This is a genomic window from Allosalinactinospora lopnorensis (assembly GCF_000981225.1).
Taxonomy (GTDB): Bacteria; Actinomycetota; Actinomycetes; order Streptosporangiales; family Streptosporangiaceae; genus Allosalinactinospora; species Allosalinactinospora lopnorensis.
Window position 1 is genome coordinate 1 of sequence record NZ_LAJC01000092.1, and the last position, 17374, is coordinate 17374.

Consider the following 17374-nt stretch of genomic DNA (forward strand, 5'->3'; position numbering starts at 1 on the left):
CCCGCCCGGTGGCGCGTCCCCGGTCGGCCGCGTTCCCGGTCGCGCGGGAACGCGTCCCGCCGCGCGACGGCCCCTCGGTCGCGGTGCTCATGCGGCCCTCCCGGCTCTCGTCCCTTCCGCATCCCTCGAAGGGATGCGGTTCACGTCATCGACACGGCTTCCTCATCGCCGGCGCACCCGTTCAGCCACCCTCAGACGCGCCGAGGCGGCGCGGGGGTTCCGATCGCTCTCGTCCCGCGCCGGGGTCTCCGCGCCACGGGTGAGGATCCGGAGTTCGGGCTGCCGGTCGGGAAGCGGGATCGGCAGGTCAGGGGGGGTTGTGTCGGTGGCGAGCCTCGTCAGTGCCCGCTTGGTGCGGCGGTCCTCCAGGGAGTGGTAGGACAGCACCGCGATGCGCCCGCCGACCGCCAGCCGCGCGATGGCGGCGGGCAGCGCGCGCTCCAGGATGGCCAGCTCCGCGTTCACCTCGATGCGCAGCGCTTGGAAGGTCCGTTTGGCCGGGTTGCCGCCGGTGCGTCGGGTCGCGGCCGGGATGGCCTCCCGTACGAGATCGGCGAGGTGCCGGGTGGAGCGGATGGGGCGCCTGCCGCGTTCCCGCACGACGGCCTGGGCGATGCGGGCGGCGAAGCGCTCCTCTCCGTACTCGCGCAGGATCCGGGTGAGATCGGCGGCGGAGTAGGTGTTGACGACGTCGGCCGCGTCGCTGTCCTGGGTGCGGTCCATCCGCATGTCCAGCGGCGCGTCGTGGGAGTAGGCGAAGCCGCGCTCGGCCTCGTCGAGCTGGGGCGAGGAGACGCCGAGGTCCAGCAGGACCGCCTGTACCTCGGCGATACCGCGGGTGTCGAGGAGGGCGGGGATATCGTCGTAGACCGCGTGCGCGTAGTCCACGCGGTCGGCGAAGGGAGCGAGACGCCGGCGGCTGCGGTCAAGGGCGGCGGCGTCGCGGTCGACACCGATCAGGCGCAGGTCGGGGTGGGCCTCAAGAAGGGCTTCGGCATGGCCGCCGAGACCTAGGGTCCCGTCGACCGCGACAGCCCCCGGGGCCGACAGGGAGGGCGAGAGCAGCTCGACGGTCCGGTCGAGCATGACCGGAACGTGCGCCGCTTCGACGTCCTCCATGAATGTACTCTCCCCCTCGTGTACATCCCCTGACCTCCCCCAGGCCGGTGCCGCCTGGCAAGGCCTCCAGACGCGGCCCGTATCCGGACGCCACCTGGCGCCGGGGAAGATGCGCCAGCTAGCGGCCTGGGCACGTCTGAAGGCCCGAACCAGACAGGGCTATGACGGTGGTGGCTTGCGGTCCGCCGCACCGGGCGCCGAGGCCGGTTCCGCGATCCCGCGAAGTCACAGCACCCCCGGCAACACCTCCTCCGACAGATCCGCGAACGCCTGTTCCTGCTCGGCCTCGTAATCGGCCCAGGCCTGTTCAGCCCAGATCTCCAGACGCGTGTTCGCCCCTATGACGACGCAGTCCCGTTCCAGGCCGGCGTAGGCGCGCAGACCCGGCGGAATGGTGATCCGCCCCTGTTTGTCCGGGACCTCATCGGACGCGCTGGCGAAGAAGATACGGCTGTAGTCGCGAACCGCTTTGGCTGTGACCGGGGCCGAACGGAGGGCATCGGTGATGCGCTGGAACTCATCTACGGGAAAGACGTAGAGACAGCGCTCCTGACCCTTCGTGATCACCAGCCCCCCCGACAGTTCGTCGCGGTACTTCGCCGGAAGGAACAGTCGTCCCTTCTCATCGAGGCGCGGAGAGTGGGTGCCGAGGAACATCGGCCCAACCTCCCAAACCCCCTGCTGTGGAGCAGTCTCCCCCTCCACGATGCTCCACTGTACTCCACTCCTCCCCACGGTCAACAGAATCGACTCGCCCGCGAACCCGTTCTGGATAGCGAAAACACAGGTCATAGAGGTGGGGAAGAGTGGAGCGCCATTCGGTACACCGCACCGGGCCTGCGCAGCGACGGTGGCCTCCCCCACCGGAGGGGCGCACGGCCGCCCCGATCCGCGCCGCGGCGGCCAGCGGGCCGGTTGAGCTCTTGGTTTGCATTCCACCGGTTTGGCCCTAGCCTCAATCCCGTTGGCGCAGACGCGGCGAGAAGAGGCGGACACGTGTCACTCGGCACGCGATACAACGGTCAGGGCGGCGCATCCCCGGAGGACACCGGTGCGGTCATCGCCGTCGCCGAGCGGGTCGGGCGGGCCATCGAGACGGTCATCGAGGGCAAGCCTGATGTCGTGCGGATCGCGCTCACGGTGCTGATCGCCGAAGGCCACCTGCTCATCGAGGACATCCCCGGCGTGGGCAAGACGATGCTCGCCAAGGCGCTCGGCCGCTCGGTGGACTGCTCGGTGCAGCGGGTCCAGTTCACCCCCGACCTGCTGCCCAGCGACATCACCGGTGTCAGCGTCTACCACCAGGAACGGAACGAGTTCGAGTTCAACCCGGGACCGGTCTTCGCCAACATCGTCCTGGGCGACGAGATCAACCGGGCCTCACCCAAAACGCAGTCGGCGCTCCTGGAGTGCATGGAGGAGCTGCAGGTCAGCGTCGACGGCGCCACACGGCCGCTGGAACGGCCGTTCATGGTGGTGGCGACCCAGAACCCGGCGGACATGGAGGGCACCTACCCGCTGCCCGAGGCCCAGCGCGACCGGTTCATGGCCCGGGTCTCGGTGGGGTACCCCACCCCCCAGGCCGAGCTGGACATGATCGACACCCACAGCAGCCGCTCGCCACTGGACGACCTGGCCCCGGTGGCCGAGGCCGCCGACGTGCGCGCCATGGTCGAGCACGTCCGCGGCATCCACGTGGCCCCCGGAATCCGGCGCTACGTGGTGGACCTCGTCACAGCCACCCGCACGTCCTCGGCCCTCCGCTTCGGCGCGTCGCCGCGCGCCACTCTGCACATGGTCCGCGCCGCCCGCGCCTACGCCGCCCTGGAAGGCCGCCGCTATGTCGTCCCCGACGACGTTCAGGCCCTCGCCGTCCCCGTGCTCGCGCACCGGCTGCTGCCCACCCCCGAAGCGCGGGTGGAGCGCCGTACACCAGAAGACGTCGTCTCCGATATCGTCGCCCGGCTGCCCATCCCCGGCCCCCAGTAACCGGCCCGGGGAGGCAACGTGCACCGACTTCGCGTCTTCACCCCGCGCGGTCTGGGTCTGCTGTGCATCGGTGTGGCCGTTCTGGCCGCGGGCTCCCTGCTCGGGCAGCGCGACTTCGTCGCTCTCGGGGTGCTCGCTTCCTCACTTCCGCTGCTGTCGCTGCTGACGGTGGCGCGGGCACCGCGTACCATCACGCACAGCCGCGCGCTGCAACCGGCCCGGGTCTCCGCCGGCACTGACGCCCGCGTGCTGCTCCGGATCACCAACTCATCCGCCGCTCTGCCCATCGGCGGCCTGCTGGTCGAGGACACCCTGCCCTTTCCCCTGGGTCAGGAGCCCAGGTTCGCCATCGGATACCTGCGCCCGCGGGGAATGCAGGACCTCAGCTACCGGGTGCGCACCAACGTCCGCGGCAACTACCCGATCGGCCCGCTGAAACTGCGCTTCGTCGACCCGCTCGGCTGCGTCCGGCTGCGGCACCGGGTGGGGACGCACATGTCGCTGCTGGTGACACCGCCCATCGTGCTGCTTCCGGAATCCCCGCTGAAGGGCGGTTCCGCCGAGACCGGGCGGTCATCCACCCGGTCGGTGGTCGGTATGGGCGAGGACGACGTCATCCCCCGCGAGTACCGGCACGGTGACGACCTGCGCCGGGTGCACTGGCGCTCCACCGCCCGCTACGGCCGGATCATGGTCCGCCGGGAGGAGCACCAGTGGCGCGACCACAGTGAGATCCTGCTCGACATGCGGGCCGGAGCGCACGCCGGCGCCGGCCCCGACTCGTCGCTGGAGGCCGCGGTCAGCGCGGCGGCGTCCACCGCGCTGCACCTGCTCGGGTACGGCCAGGAGGTGCGCCTGGTCACTGATGACCGGGAGCTCCCCGCCCACAACGCGCAATCGGTCATCGACGCCCTCACTGTGGCGCAGCCCTCCGCGGCCGACTCCCTGCGCGGCGGGCTCGACCTGCTGTCCGCCGCGCCGGTGACCGGCGGGGGGCTGTTCGTCGCGCTGCTCGGAGCACTCCGGCCCTCCGAGAGCGAGGCGCTGGCGCGGGCTCGTGCCACAGCGGACCGCACCTGTGTGGCCGTCCTGTGCCGCAGGGCCGCCTGGCCCTCGCCCGAGGCACTGCAGCAAAGCGAAGAGGTGTTGCTCCAGGCCGGATGGACGGTCCTGGAGATCGGTTCGGCGGACGAACTGGCCCGGACCTGGCCGCGCCTGCCGGCCCGGGCCGGTGCCAAAGGAGGCTCATTGTGAGGGCGGTGCTGACATCGGTGACGGCGCTGGCGGTGCTGTGCACCCTGCCCGTCTTCGGCCCCCTCGTCTCCGGTGAGGGCTGGTGGGTCTCTTCCGCCGTCGCCGTACTCGCGGTCGCGCTGACCGGTGCCGCCTACCGCACCGCACACCTGACGCTGGCCCTGCTGCCCCTGCTCCAAGCCGGAGTCGTTGCGTGCACGCTGACGGCGATATTCACCCCCGGGGACGCCCTGCTCGGTTTCGTCCCCACCCCCCAGTCGATCGACACCCTGCTCGCCCTCATCGACGAGGGGCGGGCCCGGATCGAACACGACCCCCCTCCCCTCACGACTCACGCGGCGCTGTCCCTGATCATCGCGATCGGCTTCAGCCTGCTCGCGATCGTGGCCGACTTCTTCGCGGTGACCGCTCGGGCGCCGGCGCTCGTGGCCCTGCCTCTGGTCACTCCGCTGCTCGTACCGCTGGCCGTGCAGGAGCAGGGGATCGGTGTGCCGGCGTTCGCGCTGGCGGCCACCGGCTATCTGGTGCTGCTCGCCATCGACGGCTGGGAGCGCGCCGCCGGCTGGGGCGGGCGCCCCCAGCCGGATGACAGTGCCACGCCGGTTCTGGGCGCGGTCCGGCACGTGTCGACCGGCGCGGGCGTCGCCGTGGCTGCCATCGTGCTCGCCCTGCTGCTCCCGCTGGGCGTCCCCGGTCTGGCCAACACCGCGGTCTACGACCTGGCCGGAGGGGTCCGCCTCGGCAGCGAGACCGTGACCACGACCCACCCCATGGTCTCTCTCCGGCGGGACCTGGCCTCCCCCACCGACCGCGATGTCCTGGAGTACCGGACCCCGCAGGCATCCCCGGAGTACCTGCGCATGTACGTGCTCGACGTCTTCGACGGCGAGAACTGGACCATGTCACCGCTGAGCGCCTCCTCCGACAGCCGGATCGAGGACGACTCCCGGCTCCCCGCCCCTCCCGGCCGCGCCGACGACTCGGCCGAGCAGGTGAGCACCGAGATCACCCTCGCCGACGGAGGACGGGCCATGGACTTCCTGCCGGCTCCCTACCCTCCGCGCGAGATCGACGTCGGCGGTGAGTGGTTCGCCGATCCGGAAAGCCTGATGATCTTCACAACCAATGGTCCGGCCAGCGGAATGAGCTACGAGGTGACGAGTTCGCGGCTCGATCTCGGCCCGCGCGAGCTCGCCGAGAGCACGCCGGGTCCGCAGAACGTCGAGGAGCACCTGCTCGATGTACCGGGAAGCACCGACCCGCAGGTGGCGGAGCTGACCCGGTCGATCACCGAGGACGCCGAGAGTCCGCACGAACGCGCGGTCGCGCTGCAGAACTGGTTCACCTCCGGCAACAGGTTCGAGTACAGCCTGCAGCCCCCGGCCATTCCGGCCGGCGCCGACCCGCTGACCCATTTCCTCTTCGACAGCCGCGTCGGCTACTGCGAGCAGTTCGCCGCGGCCATGACCCTCATGGCGCGCCAGGCGGGCATCCCCGCCCGGGTCGCCGTCGGCTATACCGCGGGCGAGCGGGTCTCCGGCGACGAATGGGTGGTCACGGAGTCCGACGCCCACGCCTGGCCGGAGCTGTACTTCAAGGGGCACGGCTGGCTCCGGTTCGAGCCGACCCCGTCGTCGTCCGACGGGCAGGGCAGCGCGACCGTCCCCTCCTATGCCACGCCCTCCCCGGAGGACAGCAGCAGGGGCGGCTCGGACGATGCCGCTCCTTCTCCGGGGGAGAACGACGAGCCGTCCTCCTCGGAGGAGGAGGCCGACCAGGAGGAGGACACCCCGGAGTCGCCCGCCGACTCCGATCCCGACACCGACGGGGTCGCGGGCGGCACCGCCGACGAGGGGAACTCGTGGCTCCCGGCGCTGGGGACACTGGTGGCGGCGGCCTTGCTGTTCGCCGCGCCGGCACTTGCCCGCCTGGCTGTCCGGCGGTTCCGCTTCGCGACCGCCGCGACCTCCACGGGTACGGTGGAGGCGCGCGCCGCCTGGCGGGAGCTACGGGACGACCTGCTGGATCTGGGCCTGTCCTCGGACCCGGCCGAGAGCCCCCGGGCCATAGCACAACGGCTGGCCGCCGAACACAATCTGAGTGAGTCGACCCGCGAGTCCCTGTGGCGGATCGCGATGGCCGAGGAGAGCGCTCGCTACGCTCCGGAGCCCGACGGCCTACCCGGCGCCCTCAGTGCCGATCTGCGCGCGGTCCGTGCGGGGCTGGCCGCGTCGTTCCCCCGCACGCGCCGGGTGCGCGCGCTCCTCGCCCCCAGGTCGCTACTGCGCCTTCCGCGGTCGGCGGTGCGCCGCCGCGCCAAGACCAGCGCGGCGTAGCCGGGAACAGCGCAGACCCTCTTTCCTCGACGCTCGGGAGCGCCGGGGCCACGGTTCTCCGCGGTGGAGGGGGGCCGAGGACGGGCGCACATGCGCGAGCGCGCGCCCTCCAGCGGATGGGCGCGCGCTCGCGGCCGCAATGGTGCCGGCCTTTTCCGGCCTACCGTTCTAGTGGTCGCCTTCCTGGCGACGGCGCCAGCGCTCCTCGAAGCGGTTCATCATGCCGGGACGCTGGCGTCGCTGCTTGGGTTCGGCGGTGGCTCCAGTCTCGGCGCCGCCACCCGCGACGCGCCGCCACCCCGACATGCCCCACAGTGTGCACGCCAGCATCACGATGAAGCCTACGGCGCCGATCGCCGGCTGCTGGGCGATGACGCCGCCCATGAGCAGGGCGACACCCACGGCGAACCCGATCGATGCTTGATGATCCAGCGCTTGTAGTGGACCGCCGGGTTCGTCTCACGAACGGTATTGGCGAACTTGGGGTCCTCGGCATACAGCGCCCGCTCGATCTGGTCGAGCATACGCTGCTCGTGTTCAGAGAGCGGCACGGCGCCTCCCAATAGCAGTCCCCGATTGGGGCGACGGGTACTGAACAACGGTCTGATGGTCTGTGATATGCCCAGAATACGGTGCCTTAGCGCCCAGTGAAAAGAAAAGTTGCGCGTCTAGCTGAGCCACGTGGGCCACATTACCCTCACCCTCTACTCGGAACACTGGCCTTCTTGTCCTTCTTCCACATGTCCGATCAGGGGATTCACCGACTTCCGGACTCAGTGGGCGATAACTTCCGGTTGTACAACGAACGAACCGGCCCGGAAGTTGCCTCCTCACTGGTCGTCCTCGCCGCGTTCAGCGAGGGTCGCCGGCTGGATCACCCCGGGTCCGAACCTTCGGGTGACCCGGTCCATGGCCTGCTCGGCCTCGCGCCACCCCGCCTCTGGTTCGCCAAGGGCGAGCTGGCGGTGCACACCGGAGGCCTCGGTCACTCCCTCGACCCGCACCCCGACGAGGCGCAACCGTTCCTGCTCCATACCCGCCGAGGCGTAGAGGTCACGGGCGGCGCCGTTGATCTCCCGGGCGACGTCGGTGTACTCGGCCAGGGTGCGCGACCGGGTTACGGTGCTGAAGTCGGCTCTGCGCAGCTTCACCACAACGGTGCGGCCGACCTGGCCGCCGGCACGCAACCGGCGGGCCACCTTTTCGGACAGCCGCAGCAGCTCTCGGTGGATCACATCGACGTCGGCGACATCGGTGCCGAAGGTCTCCTCCGCCCCGATGCTCTTGTCCGGTGACACGGGCACGACCTGGCGTTCGTCGTGTCCCCGGGCCAGCGCGGACAGGCGCGAACCGAGCGCGTCCCCCAGTTCGCCCCGGAGCACATCGACCGGAACGTCGGCGACATCGCCGACAGTGCGCAGGCCGTGCCTCCTCAGGGCCTCCTCGGTCTTCTCCCCCACGCCCCACAGGGCACCGACCGGGAGGGGATGCAGGAAAGCGGTGGTCCGGGCGGTGGGGACGAGCAGCAGACCGTCCGGTTTGCACTGGGTGGAGGCGAGCTTGGCGACGAACTTGCTGCCGGCCACACCGACCGAGCAGGTCAGCTGCTGTTCCCGGCGGACCCGATCCCGGATGAGCTCGGCGACGCGGGCCGGCCCGCCCAGTCGGCGGCCCGCCCCGGAGACATCGAGGAACGCCTCGTCCAACGAAAGCGGTTCGACCTCGGGGGTGATGGAGCGGAAGATGTCCAAGACCGCTTCGGAAGCGCGCCGGTAGCTCTCCCCGTTGGGTGGGAAGACGACGGCGTCCGGGCACAGGCGCAGGGCGCGGACCATCGGCATCGCCGAATGCACTCCGTAGGTGCGGGCGATGTAGTCGGCTGAGGCCACCACGCCCCTGGGACCGGTCCCGCCGACGATGACGGGACGGCCGCGCGCCTCGGGATGCCTCAACTGCTCGACGCTCGCGAAGAACGCGTCCATGTCGATGTGCAGGATGTGGCAGGCGGCGTCGGCATCGGTCCTTGCCGGCAGGGGCTCGATGCCCTCCGGTCCGACCATCCCGCGCAGCACCGCCCCGCGCTCCAGCTGGCGCCGACTCATGCGACCAGTCTGGGAGCACCGCCATCGGCCGCGCCATCGCCGGACCGCGGCCCGGAAGCGCTAGTCACGCGGCCGGTAGGCGATGACGTGCAGCTGGGTGGCGATGCCCGAAAGCGCCGGGTGCTCGGCGGCGGTCTTCTCCAGTTCGACGAGCTGGCGTCCGATCTGCTGCTCCCCCTCGAAAACGCGTCCGGGCAACAGGTCGGCGAAGACGCGCACGCCGCGGACCGTGGGTCCGGTCAGGCCCGCCTGCTCGGTCAGCTCGACGAGCTGACCGACGGTGAACCGGCGGGGCATGGGGTCGCCTTCGCCCCAGCGCCCTTCGGAGTCCCCCAGCAGCCGCTGCGCCTCGTCGATGTGGCCGGCCAGGGCCCGGTGCAGCGCCCCGGCCACCGCGTTGGTGGCCAGCAGGCTGACAGCGCCGCCGGGACGCGTGATGCCGACGACGTCGGCCAGCGCGCTCAACGGATCGTCGACGTACTCCAGCACGTTGTGCACCAGGACCACGTGGGCGTGCTCGGGAGGCAGCAGTTCGGGAAGGTCTCGGGTCTCCCCCTGCAGTGCGCGGACGCGCACTCCCGCCTCGGCGGCACGCCGCTCCAGAGCGGCCAGGGAGTCAGGGCTGGGCTCCACCACGGTGACGTGGTGGCCGAGCTCGGCGAGCGGCACCGCGGCTCCCCCGGTACCGCCGCCCGCATCGACGATCTCCAAGGGAGCGTCGGATTCCGGTCCGAGCCCGGTCAGGATACTACGCAGGGTGTCCCAGACCACGGCGGTCCGCGCTGCGCTGGCGGCCCTGTGCGGCCCGAAGGAGTGCGTACCGTCCGCAGGCGCGTCCACGCCGCCGGCCTTGTTACTCACGCGAGAATCCTTCCCTCCGAGGACGTACGCGGCCCGCCTACAGCGCGAGCTTCGCCTTGTTCTCCATCAGCCGCGAGAGCAGGCCGTTGATGAAGGTGGGCGACTCCTCGGTGGACAGCTCCTTGGCCACCGCGACCGCCTCGGCGATCGCCACCCCGTCGGGGATGTCCTCGGCCCACAGCAGCTCGTAGGCGCCCATACGCAGGATGTTGCGGTCGACCACCGGCATCCGCTCCAGTGTCCAGCCGATGGCGTACTCACCGAGCAGAGCGTCGATGCGCTCGCGCCGTTCGTCGACCGCCGTGGCGAGCTGTTCGGTGAACTCGTTGATCGGCGGCTCGGGCTGAGCACGGCGGCGCTCGATCACCCTCGCCACGGTGATGTCGCGGAGCTCGGCCTCGTAGAGCACTTCGACCGCGCGTTTGCGTGCCTTGCGTCGCGCACCGCTCATCGGTCTCCCGCCAGGTGTTCCGGAGTGAGGGCGTAGGACGCCATCAGTTGACGCGGCCGAGGTACTCGCCGGTACGGGTGTCGACCTTGACCCGCTCGCCCGTGGTGATGAACAGCGGGACCTGGATGACCGCACCGGTCTCCACTGTGGCCGGTTTGGTGCCGCCGGTGGAACGGTCGCCCTGGACGCCGGGGTCGGTTTGGGTGATCTCCATCTCGACAGCGGCCGGGAGCTCGACGTAGAGCGGGCTCCCCTCGTTGATGGCCACCGTGACCATCGCGCTCTCCAGCAGGTAGTCAGCGTTCCTGCCGACGACCTTCGCGGGGACCTCGATCTGGTCGTAGGTCTCGGTGTCCATGAAAACGTAGACTTCGCCGTCGTTGTAAAGGTACTGCATCTCACGCCGGTCGACGTTGGCAACCTCGACCTTGGCCCCGGCATTGAACGTCTTGTCGACGACCTTCCCGGAGGTGACGTTCTTCAGCTTGGTGCGGACGAACGCACCCCCCTTGCCGGGCTTGACATGCTGGAACTCCACGACGTTCCAGAGTTCGCCGCCGTCGAGCTTCAGGGTCGTGCCGTTCTTAAGGTCGTTCGTCGTGGCCACTTCGGTCGTCTCTCCCAGAGGTCGGGCACGGTCGATGCTGGTCGTCAAGGGTCGGTGTCCGCGGCCGCGCCGGCACCCGAGGATGCCTGTGGCACGGTTGAGGACTGCGGCGAACTCCCGTCCGGAAGGACGGTGGCGCACGCCGTCGCCGGCCGTGTATTCGCAGTCTAGTGGGTTTCCGGTGTGCGGGCGTTCATGCGCTCACGGCTCCGTACGCGGCGTCCAGCAGCCCGGTGGAGGGACCGGCGAGGATCGCGGGCTTTGCGATACCGTCCAGCACGACGAAGCGCAGGGTAGCGCCGCGCGCCTTCTTGTCCACCCGCATGCTCTGCCGCAGTCCGGGCCAGGCCGCATCGGAGTAGGAGGTGGGAAGGCCCACCGAGGTGAGGATCGACCGGTGCCTGCGGACGGCCTCCGCGTCGAGCCGGCCGTCGAGCCGGGCCAGCTCGGCGGCGTAGACCATGCCGATGGAGACCGCGTAGCCGTGCCGGAACGTGTAGCCCTCCGCGCGCTCGATCGCGTGGCCCAGCGTATGGCCGTAGTTCAGAATCTCCCGCCGACCGCTTTCGCGCAGGTCATCCGAGACGACCTCGGCCTTGACCGCGATAGCGCGCTCGATCAGCTCGCGGGTATGGCGCCCTTCGGGGCGGGTGGCGCCTTCGGGATCCTCCTCGATCCTGTCGAGGATCACCGGATCGGCGATGAAGCCGGCCTTGACGACCTCGGCCAGGCCGCCGATGTAGTCGGCCGCGGGCAGGCTCGGCAGCGTCGCGATATCGCAGAGGACCCCCGCGGGTGGGTGGAACGCGCCGACGAGGTTCTTACCCTCCGGGGTGTTGATGCCGGTCTTCCCTCCCACGGCCGCGTCCACCATGCCCAGGAGCGTGGTGGGCACGAGAACGACGCGCACACCGCGCAGCCAGGTGGCCGCGACGAATCCCGCGAGATCGGTCGTGGCTCCCCCGCCGATGCCGACGACGGCATCGGTCCGGGTGAATCCGGCCCGTCCGAGCCGGCTCCAGAGGTCAGCGGCCACGGCGATGTCCTTGGCGGACTCCCCGTCCGGCACCGCCATGTCGTACACGGTGTATCCGGCCGCCTGCAGCGCCCGCAGCGCGGGACGCGCCACCTCGCCCAGACCTTCCGGCCGGACAACGGCGATCTTGGCGGCCTTCCCTCCCACCTGCTCGGGAAGCTCACCGAAGATGCCGCTGCCCACGACGACGTCGTAGGGCTCGGCGGCTCCACCGACTCCGATCCGCCGCGCCGTCACCGCTGGCCGCCTTCCGGCCGCGGGAGCGCTCCGACGATCGCGTCGACGATCTCCTCCGGGTGATAGCCGCTGGTCGGCACAGTCTGGCCGGCCACCCCCTCATAGATCGGGAGCCGCTCCTCGAGGAGTCCGCGCAGCTTGGCCCGCGGGTTGCCGGCCAGCAGCGGACGGGCCTGATCCATACCGACGCGCTTGGCGGCGTCGGTGAACTCCACCTGCAGGTAGACCACGTGGTGCTCGGCGAGATCGGCCCGGGTGCGGGGATCGAGAACGGCACCGCCGCCGAGCGCGAGGACACCCGGGTGGGTGGCCAGCGCCCACTCCACGACCTTGCGCTCCAGGGCGCGGAAGGCCTCCTCCCCGTCCTCCAGGAAGATGTCACCGATGGGCTTGCCCGCCCGCGCCTCGATCTCGGTATCGGTGTCCATCAGATCGGCGCCCAACCGATCGGCCAGGGCCTGGCCGATCGTGGACTTCCCTGATCCGGGCGCGCCCACGAGGACGGCGATCGGTGTGCTCATCGGCAGTCGTCCTTCTCCGCGACGGTGGAACCTCCGGGGTCGTTACCGAGGGGTGACTCCGTCAAGGTAGCTGTGCAGGTTACGGCTGGTCTCGGCAACCGAGTCGCCGCCGAACTTCTCCAGCGCCGCCTCGGCCAGCACCAGCGCGACCATCGATTCCGCGACAACGCCGGCCGCGGGAACGGCGGTGACGTCGCTGCGCTGGTGGTGGGCCTGTGCCGGCTCTCCGCTGGAGACGTCCACGGTAGCGAGCGCCCGGGGCACGGTGGCGATGGGCTTCATCGCCGCACGTACCCGCAGCGGCTCGCCGGTGGTCATGCCGCCTTCGACACCGCCGGCGCGGTTGGTACGGCGGCGGATGCCCTCGGAGCCGGGCTCGATCTCGTCGTGCGCGGCCGACCCCCGGCGCGCGGCCGTGCGGAAGCCGTCGCCGAGCTCGACACCTTTGATCGCCTGGATGCCCATCAGGGCGCCGGCCAGCCGGGAGTCCAGGCGGCGGTCCCAGTGGACGTGGCTGCCCAGTCCGGGCGGGAGGCCGTAGGCGAGGACCTCGACGACGCCGCCCAGCGTGTCGCCGGTCTTCTTGGTGTCGTCGACCTCGGCGACCATGCGGGCACTGGTTTCGGGGTCGAAGCAGCGGAGCGGGTCGCGTCGATGCGCTCCAGGTCCCCGGGGCCGGGGAGCGTGTCGGCGGGCACGTCGATCTCCCCCATGGAGACGACATGGCTGAGTATGTCCACTCCCAGCGCCTGGCGGCAGAACCGGCGGGCCACCTCGCCGATCGCGACCCGGGCCGCGGTCTCCCGGGCGCTGGCGCGCTCCAGCACCGGCCGGGCCTCGTCGTGGCCGAACTTCTGCATGCCGACCAGGTCCGCGTGTCCCGGTCGGGGGCGCGTGAGCGGAGCGCTGCGCGCCACACCCTCGAGCTCTTCAGCGGGGACCGGGTCGGGTGACATGACCTGTTCCCATTTGGGCCACTCGGTGTTTCCCACCTCGATGGCGACCGGACCGCCCAGTGTCAGTCCGTGCCGGACCCCCCCGAGGACCGAAATCTGGTCCTGCTCGAACTTCATCCGGGCGCCCCGGCCGTACCCGGCGCGTCGGCGGCGCAGTGCCGCGGCGATGTCGTCCGAGGTGACGGAGACGCCGGCCGGCATGCCTTCGAGGATCGCGACGAGTGACGGTCCGTGGGACTCCCCCGCGGTCAGCCAGCGCAACATGCCCCGATCTTCCCATGATCAGGGGGGTGATGGCACATCGGGCTCATCCGAGCAGCAGCGGCAGCGGGTCTCCGGTGATAATGACCGCGAACGCCCCGATGACCATGAACGGTCCGAACGGGATCTGGGACTTGCGCGTCGCCCGCCCCATGGCGATCAGGGTCAGTCCGAAGACGGCGGAGAGCAGGAACGCCAGGAAGGTGCCGGAGATTACACTCCCGAGACCGTTCCAGCCGAGGTAGAGGCCGAGCAGCCCCGCCATTTTGACGTCGCCCCACCCCATCCCCGCGGGTGGATGAACCACAGCACCCAGTAGAAGGCCGCGAGGCCCGCCATGCCGATGAGGGCCGCTGTGAGCCTGCCCGTACCGCCCGGCGTGGTCGCGGCGGCAGCGGCGAGCAGTACAAGCGCGACGGGATAGGAGGTCAGCACCAGGCGGTTGGGCAGCCGGTGCACCCGGGCGTCGATGATCGTGAGCAGCACGCCCCAGACCGCGAAGAAGGAGAAGGCCACGAACTCGGACGGGGAGCGTTCGCCTCCGGTGAGCGCGAGAAGCCCGAGGAACGGCGCCGCGAGCCACAGGGCGGCGGGCGAGCGGACCGCCGCCCCGCAGGCCTCGCACCCCGCCCTGGCGAGGAAGCGCAGCGGTAGCGGAATCCAGCGGGGCCAGGGCACCTCCGCACCGCAGTGGGGGCAGGTGGGGGGCGGTGGGCCGGAGTCGTCGTCGGGGTCGGGGTCGTGGCGGGGAAAGAGCGGGATCACGCGTCCGGCGGTCACTGCGGCCAGCCCACCGAGCAGGCCGAGGAAGAGCGTGAGGACGATGTCGGTGGGGGACGGCATGAGCGGAATCTATCGGAGATCCCCTGCCGTGAGCGGCATGCCGCCGGTCGAAGCGCAGGGTCACTCGCGGCGCTTGGCGCGCACCACGGCGCTGAGCTCCACACCACCCGGCAGCATCTGGGCGAGTTCGCTGGAGAGCCGGTCGGCGACTCTGCGCAGCGATTCGTCGTCTCGCCGTTCCAGTTCCAGCCGAACCCCGATATCGGCGCGCGCCGAGTCATGGATGCGAACGCGCTCGATGCCGAACTCGGTGTGCGTGATCCGGTAGATCATCGCGAGGATCTGGGGATCCTCCTTGGGGTCGGGAATCGTCCCGTGCGTGGCCAGGGCGCTGAGAAAATGGCCTTGGACGGCATAGCTGACCGGCCCCGCGACGTCGACGACCAGGCGTCGACGCCCTCGTCTATGGCCGCCCGGCAGGCGTCCACGGTGCTGACCGGAACCGGCCGGGCGTCCTCGCGCCAGGAGCGCATCGTCTCGGTGGAGGTGAACGCCAGGACCGCGCGGCGCCCGTCCTCACCGATCATCAGCGGCAGGGCGACCTCGCTGGTCTTGTCGTGCTGCGGCTCGCCGGCGTCCTTCTCCTCGGTCTCCTCGGTCTCGGCCGGCATGGCCACTACCGGAACGAGGAGCCGGGAGGGGGCGAGGGCGGCCAGCACCTGGCGGTCTCCCGCGCTGCCCCTGGAGTAGGCGTCGAGCTTCTCGCGCACATGCGGATCGGCGGAGCCGTCGTCGTCGTGAAACTGCTGCGCGCCGATGATGCTTGGTCCCGTCACACCAGGTCACTCTACCGATCCCAACGGCACAACAGGTGGAGGAGCGTGCGGGCCGTGTCCGGCCTTGCCCCCGCCATGAAGGACGGGGGCCGCGGCCTCGACCACCATGATCACTTCGCCCGTTCGCGCAATCCCTCTTCGAGGACGCCCATGATCGCGCCGAGCTGCGCCACGTGATCGGCGGAGAGCCGGTCGAACAGGTACTCGCGCACCCGGCTGACGTGATCGGGCGCCGCCGCCTGCAAAGCCTTCTCACCGGCGTCGGTGAGCACGGCCCACGCCCCGCGGCGGTCCTCCGAGCAGCTCTCGCGCCGCACCAGCCCGTCGCGTTCGAGCCGGGCGATCTGGTGGGAGAGCCTGCTCTTGGAGACGATGACGCTGTCGGCGAGCCCGCGCATGCGCTTGCGCTGCCCTTCCGCCTCCGAGAGGTGCACCAGGATGCCGTACTCCACGAGCGTGAGTCCGTGACGTTTTTGCAGGTCACGGTCGAGCTCCTCGTGCAGTAGCGAGTTCACCCGCAGGAAGCTCCGCCAGATCCGTTGCTCGCCGGCATCGAGCCAATTAACCGCGCTCATGGCGGTAATCGTACTTGCGTGTACTTGCGTCCCCCGATCGGCGGCACCTATTATCTTCCTGAAAAGATTCTTTTGAAGCAATGTTATGTACCGGCGACCCGCACCACGACGTGACAGCCGGTCCTGAACAATCGGCACCGCAGGGAGAACGATGACGGAACAGCAGCTCACACCGGGCACCTGGCAGATCGACCCGGCGCACAGCATAGTCAGCTTTTCGGTGCGGCACATGATGGTCAGCAAGGTGCGCGGACGCTTCGAGAAGTTCGACGCCACCCTCACTGTCGACGATGACCCGATGCAGTCCTCGGTGCGGGCCACCATCGACGCCGACTCGATCAACACGGACAACCAGCAGCGCGACGACCACATCCGCTCGTCCGACTTCTTCGAGGTCGAGACCCACCCCCAGTGGACGTTCACCTCCACCGGCGTGCGTCAGGCGGGTGAGGAGCTCGTCCTCACCGGTGATCTGACCATCAAGGGCACCACCCGCCCGGTGGACCTCACGGTCGAGTTCAACGGTGTGACGAAGGACCCGTGGGGAATGACCCGTTGCGGCTTCCACGCCGAGACCGAGATCAGCCGCGGCGCGTTCGGCGTCGACATCGAGATGCCGATGGACAGCGGAGGCGTCGTCGTCGGCGACCGGATCAAGATCGAGATCGATGCGGAGTTCACCCACCAGAGCGCCTGAGCCGTGCCCTCGCGGCACGCCGCCGGATATGGTCACGGGGGCCGCCGGAACCGGCGGCCCCCGTCCACTCTCCGGTCCGAGAGGCAGCGATCGTGATCTCCTCCGCGCCCTCCCCGTTCCCGCCCGAGACCGTGCAGGCCGTCACGGCGCACATGAACGACGACCACCCCGCGGAAACCCTGGTGATCTGCCGGGCGCTCGGCGGCTGCCCGGAGGCGACCTCGGCCCGGATGACCGGTGTGGACGGGGAAGGCGGCGACTACGTGGTCACCGTGAACGGGGCCGAGACCCCGCTCCGGATCCCGTGGGCGCGCCCTCTCACCGAACGCGCGCAGATCCGCCAAGAGGTGGTGCGGATGTACCGCGAGGCGTGCGGGCGGCTGGACATCCCGCCCAGCGGCGAGACCGGGCACTGAGAGGCCGCCCGGGAACCGGGACTCTTCGGGCCGCCGCAGCGGCCCTGTCCCCCTCCACCGCCGCCCGCTCTCGCCTACCCTGGTTCTGGAGAACCGTCCTTCGCCGTTCCCAATCCAGTACCGAAAGACACCGCCCGTACGATGGTCACACCCGAACCTTCGGATCCCAGCGCCCCGACACACAGGATCGAGCCGGCCACGCAGTCGCCCCGGCCCGATCAGGGCGATGGGCGGACACGCTGGGTCACCCAGATCCTGCGTCCCCGGAACGGGAGCCGGGCGCCCGAGCGCCCCGGCGACGCCGCACGCACCGCTGTACTGCCCGCCCGGACCCGGC

The 17374-nt window shown here is 70.4% G+C and carries 17 protein-coding genes and 3 pseudogenes; 6 read left to right on the forward strand and 14 right to left on the reverse strand.

Going from position 1 to position 17374, the window contains the following annotated elements; all coding sequences use genetic code 11:
• Positions 1-162: 162 nt before the first annotated feature.
• Both rsmH and mraZ read right to left on the reverse strand, forming a co-directional pair.
• Positions 163-1119 (reverse strand): 16S rRNA (cytosine(1402)-N(4))-methyltransferase RsmH, encoded by a 957-nt coding sequence (rsmH, locus tag VS93_RS23535; protein ID WP_046472059.1) that lies wholly within the window; start codon positions 1117-1119, stop codon positions 163-165.
• A gap of 225 nt (positions 1120-1344) precedes the next feature.
• A complete protein-coding gene (gene mraZ, locus VS93_RS23540) occupies positions 1345-1776 on the reverse strand; it encodes a division/cell wall cluster transcriptional repressor MraZ (protein ID WP_046472060.1) in 432 nt (143 codons plus the stop codon).
• A gap of 339 nt (positions 1777-2115) precedes the next feature.
• On the opposite strand from mraZ, the gene VS93_RS23545 reads away from it, so the two are divergent.
• The 3 genes from VS93_RS23545 to VS93_RS23555 are packed head-to-tail and all read left to right on the forward strand — an operon-like array spanning position 2116 to position 6698.
• A complete protein-coding gene (locus VS93_RS23545) occupies positions 2116-3108 on the forward strand; it encodes an AAA family ATPase (RefSeq protein WP_046472061.1) in 993 nt (330 codons plus the stop codon).
• A gap of 18 nt (positions 3109-3126) precedes the next feature.
• Complete coding sequence (locus VS93_RS23550; RefSeq protein WP_052745953.1) at positions 3127-4362, forward strand: DUF58 domain-containing protein; 1236 nt, start codon at positions 3127-3129, stop codon at positions 4360-4362.
• Complete coding sequence (locus VS93_RS23555; RefSeq protein ID WP_236700698.1) at positions 4359-6698, forward strand: transglutaminase family protein; 2340 nt, start codon at positions 4359-4361, stop codon at positions 6696-6698. The genes VS93_RS23550 and VS93_RS23555 overlap by 4 nt, the downstream gene beginning before the upstream one ends.
• A gap of 168 nt (positions 6699-6866) precedes the next feature.
• Here the strand turns inward: VS93_RS23555 and VS93_RS23560 are convergent.
• The 12 genes and pseudogenes from VS93_RS23560 to VS93_RS23610 all read right to left on the reverse strand — a co-directional run bounded on the left by VS93_RS23560 (position 6867) and on the right by VS93_RS23610 (position 15924).
• Positions 6867-7222, reverse strand: a pseudogene (locus tag VS93_RS23560) (DUF3040 domain-containing protein).
• Between the two features lie 306 nt (positions 7223-7528).
• Positions 7529-8800, reverse strand: a complete 1272-nt coding sequence (gene dinB, locus VS93_RS23565) for a DNA polymerase IV (protein WP_173434360.1) — start codon at positions 8798-8800, stop codon at positions 7529-7531.
• A gap of 60 nt (positions 8801-8860) precedes the next feature.
• Positions 8861-9661, reverse strand: a complete 801-nt coding sequence (locus tag VS93_RS23570; protein ID WP_046472062.1) for a methyltransferase domain-containing protein — start codon at positions 9659-9661, stop codon at positions 8861-8863.
• Positions 9662-9698: 37 nt separating this feature from the next.
• On the reverse strand, positions 9699-10112 hold the full coding sequence (nusB, locus tag VS93_RS23575) for a transcription antitermination factor NusB (RefSeq protein WP_046472063.1): 414 nt from the start codon (positions 10110-10112) through the stop codon (positions 9699-9701).
• A 43-nt stretch (positions 10113-10155) separates the two neighbouring features.
• Complete coding sequence (gene efp, locus VS93_RS23580) at positions 10156-10719, reverse strand: elongation factor P (RefSeq protein ID WP_046472064.1); 564 nt, start codon at positions 10717-10719, stop codon at positions 10156-10158.
• A gap of 193 nt (positions 10720-10912) precedes the next feature.
• Entirely contained in the window at positions 10913-11992 is a 1080-nt protein-coding gene (gene aroB, locus VS93_RS23585; protein ID WP_046472065.1) for a 3-dehydroquinate synthase, read from the reverse strand.
• On the reverse strand, positions 11989-12513 hold the full coding sequence (locus VS93_RS23590; protein WP_046472066.1) for a shikimate kinase: 525 nt from the start codon (positions 12511-12513) through the stop codon (positions 11989-11991). Before VS93_RS23590 ends, aroB begins: the two co-directional genes overlap by 4 nt.
• Positions 12514-12555: 42 nt before the next feature.
• A pseudogene (gene aroC / locus VS93_RS23595) lies at positions 12556-13733 on the reverse strand (chorismate synthase).
• A 43-nt stretch (positions 13734-13776) separates the two neighbouring features.
• Positions 13777-13995, reverse strand: a complete 219-nt coding sequence (locus tag VS93_RS32115) for a hypothetical protein (protein WP_236700699.1) — start codon at positions 13993-13995, stop codon at positions 13777-13779.
• Entirely contained in the window at positions 13944-14573 is a 630-nt protein-coding gene (locus VS93_RS23600) for a prepilin peptidase (RefSeq protein WP_236700700.1), read from the reverse strand. The genes VS93_RS32115 and VS93_RS23600 overlap by 52 nt, the downstream gene beginning before the upstream one ends.
• Positions 14574-14633: 60 nt before the next feature.
• A pseudogene (locus tag VS93_RS23605) lies at positions 14634-15349 on the reverse strand (SseB family protein).
• A gap of 110 nt (positions 15350-15459) precedes the next feature.
• On the reverse strand, positions 15460-15924 hold the full coding sequence (locus VS93_RS23610; RefSeq protein ID WP_046472067.1) for a MarR family winged helix-turn-helix transcriptional regulator: 465 nt from the start codon (positions 15922-15924) through the stop codon (positions 15460-15462).
• 151 nt (positions 15925-16075) lie between these two features.
• Here VS93_RS23610 and VS93_RS23615 point away from each other — a divergent pair, with 151 nt between their 5' ends.
• The 3 genes from VS93_RS23615 to VS93_RS32120 all read left to right on the forward strand — a co-directional run.
• A complete protein-coding gene (locus VS93_RS23615; protein ID WP_046472068.1) occupies positions 16076-16621 on the forward strand; it encodes a YceI family protein in 546 nt (181 codons plus the stop codon).
• A gap of 95 nt (positions 16622-16716) precedes the next feature.
• Positions 16717-17037 carry a DUF2470 domain-containing protein gene (locus VS93_RS23620; protein WP_082127146.1) on the forward strand — a complete coding sequence of 107 codons (321 nt, stop codon included), beginning with the start codon at positions 16717-16719 and terminating at the stop codon, positions 17035-17037.
• Between the two features lie 141 nt (positions 17038-17178).
• A partial coding sequence (locus VS93_RS32120; RefSeq protein ID WP_236700701.1) for a hypothetical protein occupies positions 17179-17374 on the forward strand: 196 nt, incomplete at its 3' end.

What these genes read in the sequence shown, in the direction of transcription:
- rsmH (WP_046472059.1), bottom strand. Translation starts at nt 1,119, where the DNA reads ATGGAGGACGTCGAAGCGGCGCACGTTCCGGTCATGCTCGACCGGACC.
- mraZ (WP_046472060.1), bottom strand. Translation starts at nt 1,776, where the DNA reads ATGTTCCTCGGCACCCACTCTCCGCGCCTCGATGAGAAGGGACGACTG.
- dinB (WP_173434360.1), bottom strand. Translation starts at nt 8,800, where the DNA reads ATGAGTCGGCGCCAGCTGGAGCGCGGGGCGGTGCTGCGCGGGATGGTC.
- nusB (WP_046472063.1), bottom strand. Translation starts at nt 10,112, where the DNA reads ATGAGCGGTGCGCGACGCAAGGCACGCAAACGCGCGGTCGAAGTGCTC.
- VS93_RS23590 (WP_046472066.1), bottom strand. Translation starts at nt 12,513, where the DNA reads ATGAGCACACCGATCGCCGTCCTCGTGGGCGCGCCCGGATCAGGGAAG.
- VS93_RS32115 (WP_236700699.1), bottom strand. Translation starts at nt 13,995, where the DNA reads ATGGCGGGGCTGCTCGGCCTCTACCTCGGCTGGAACGGTCTCGGGAGT.
- VS93_RS23600 (WP_236700700.1), bottom strand. Translation starts at nt 14,573, where the DNA reads ATGCCGTCCCCCACCGACATCGTCCTCACGCTCTTCCTCGGCCTGCTC.
- VS93_RS23610 (WP_046472067.1), bottom strand. Translation starts at nt 15,924, where the DNA reads ATGAGCGCGGTTAATTGGCTCGATGCCGGCGAGCAACGGATCTGGCGG.
- VS93_RS23615 (WP_046472068.1), top strand. Translation starts at nt 16,076, where the DNA reads ATGACGGAACAGCAGCTCACACCGGGCACCTGGCAGATCGACCCGGCG.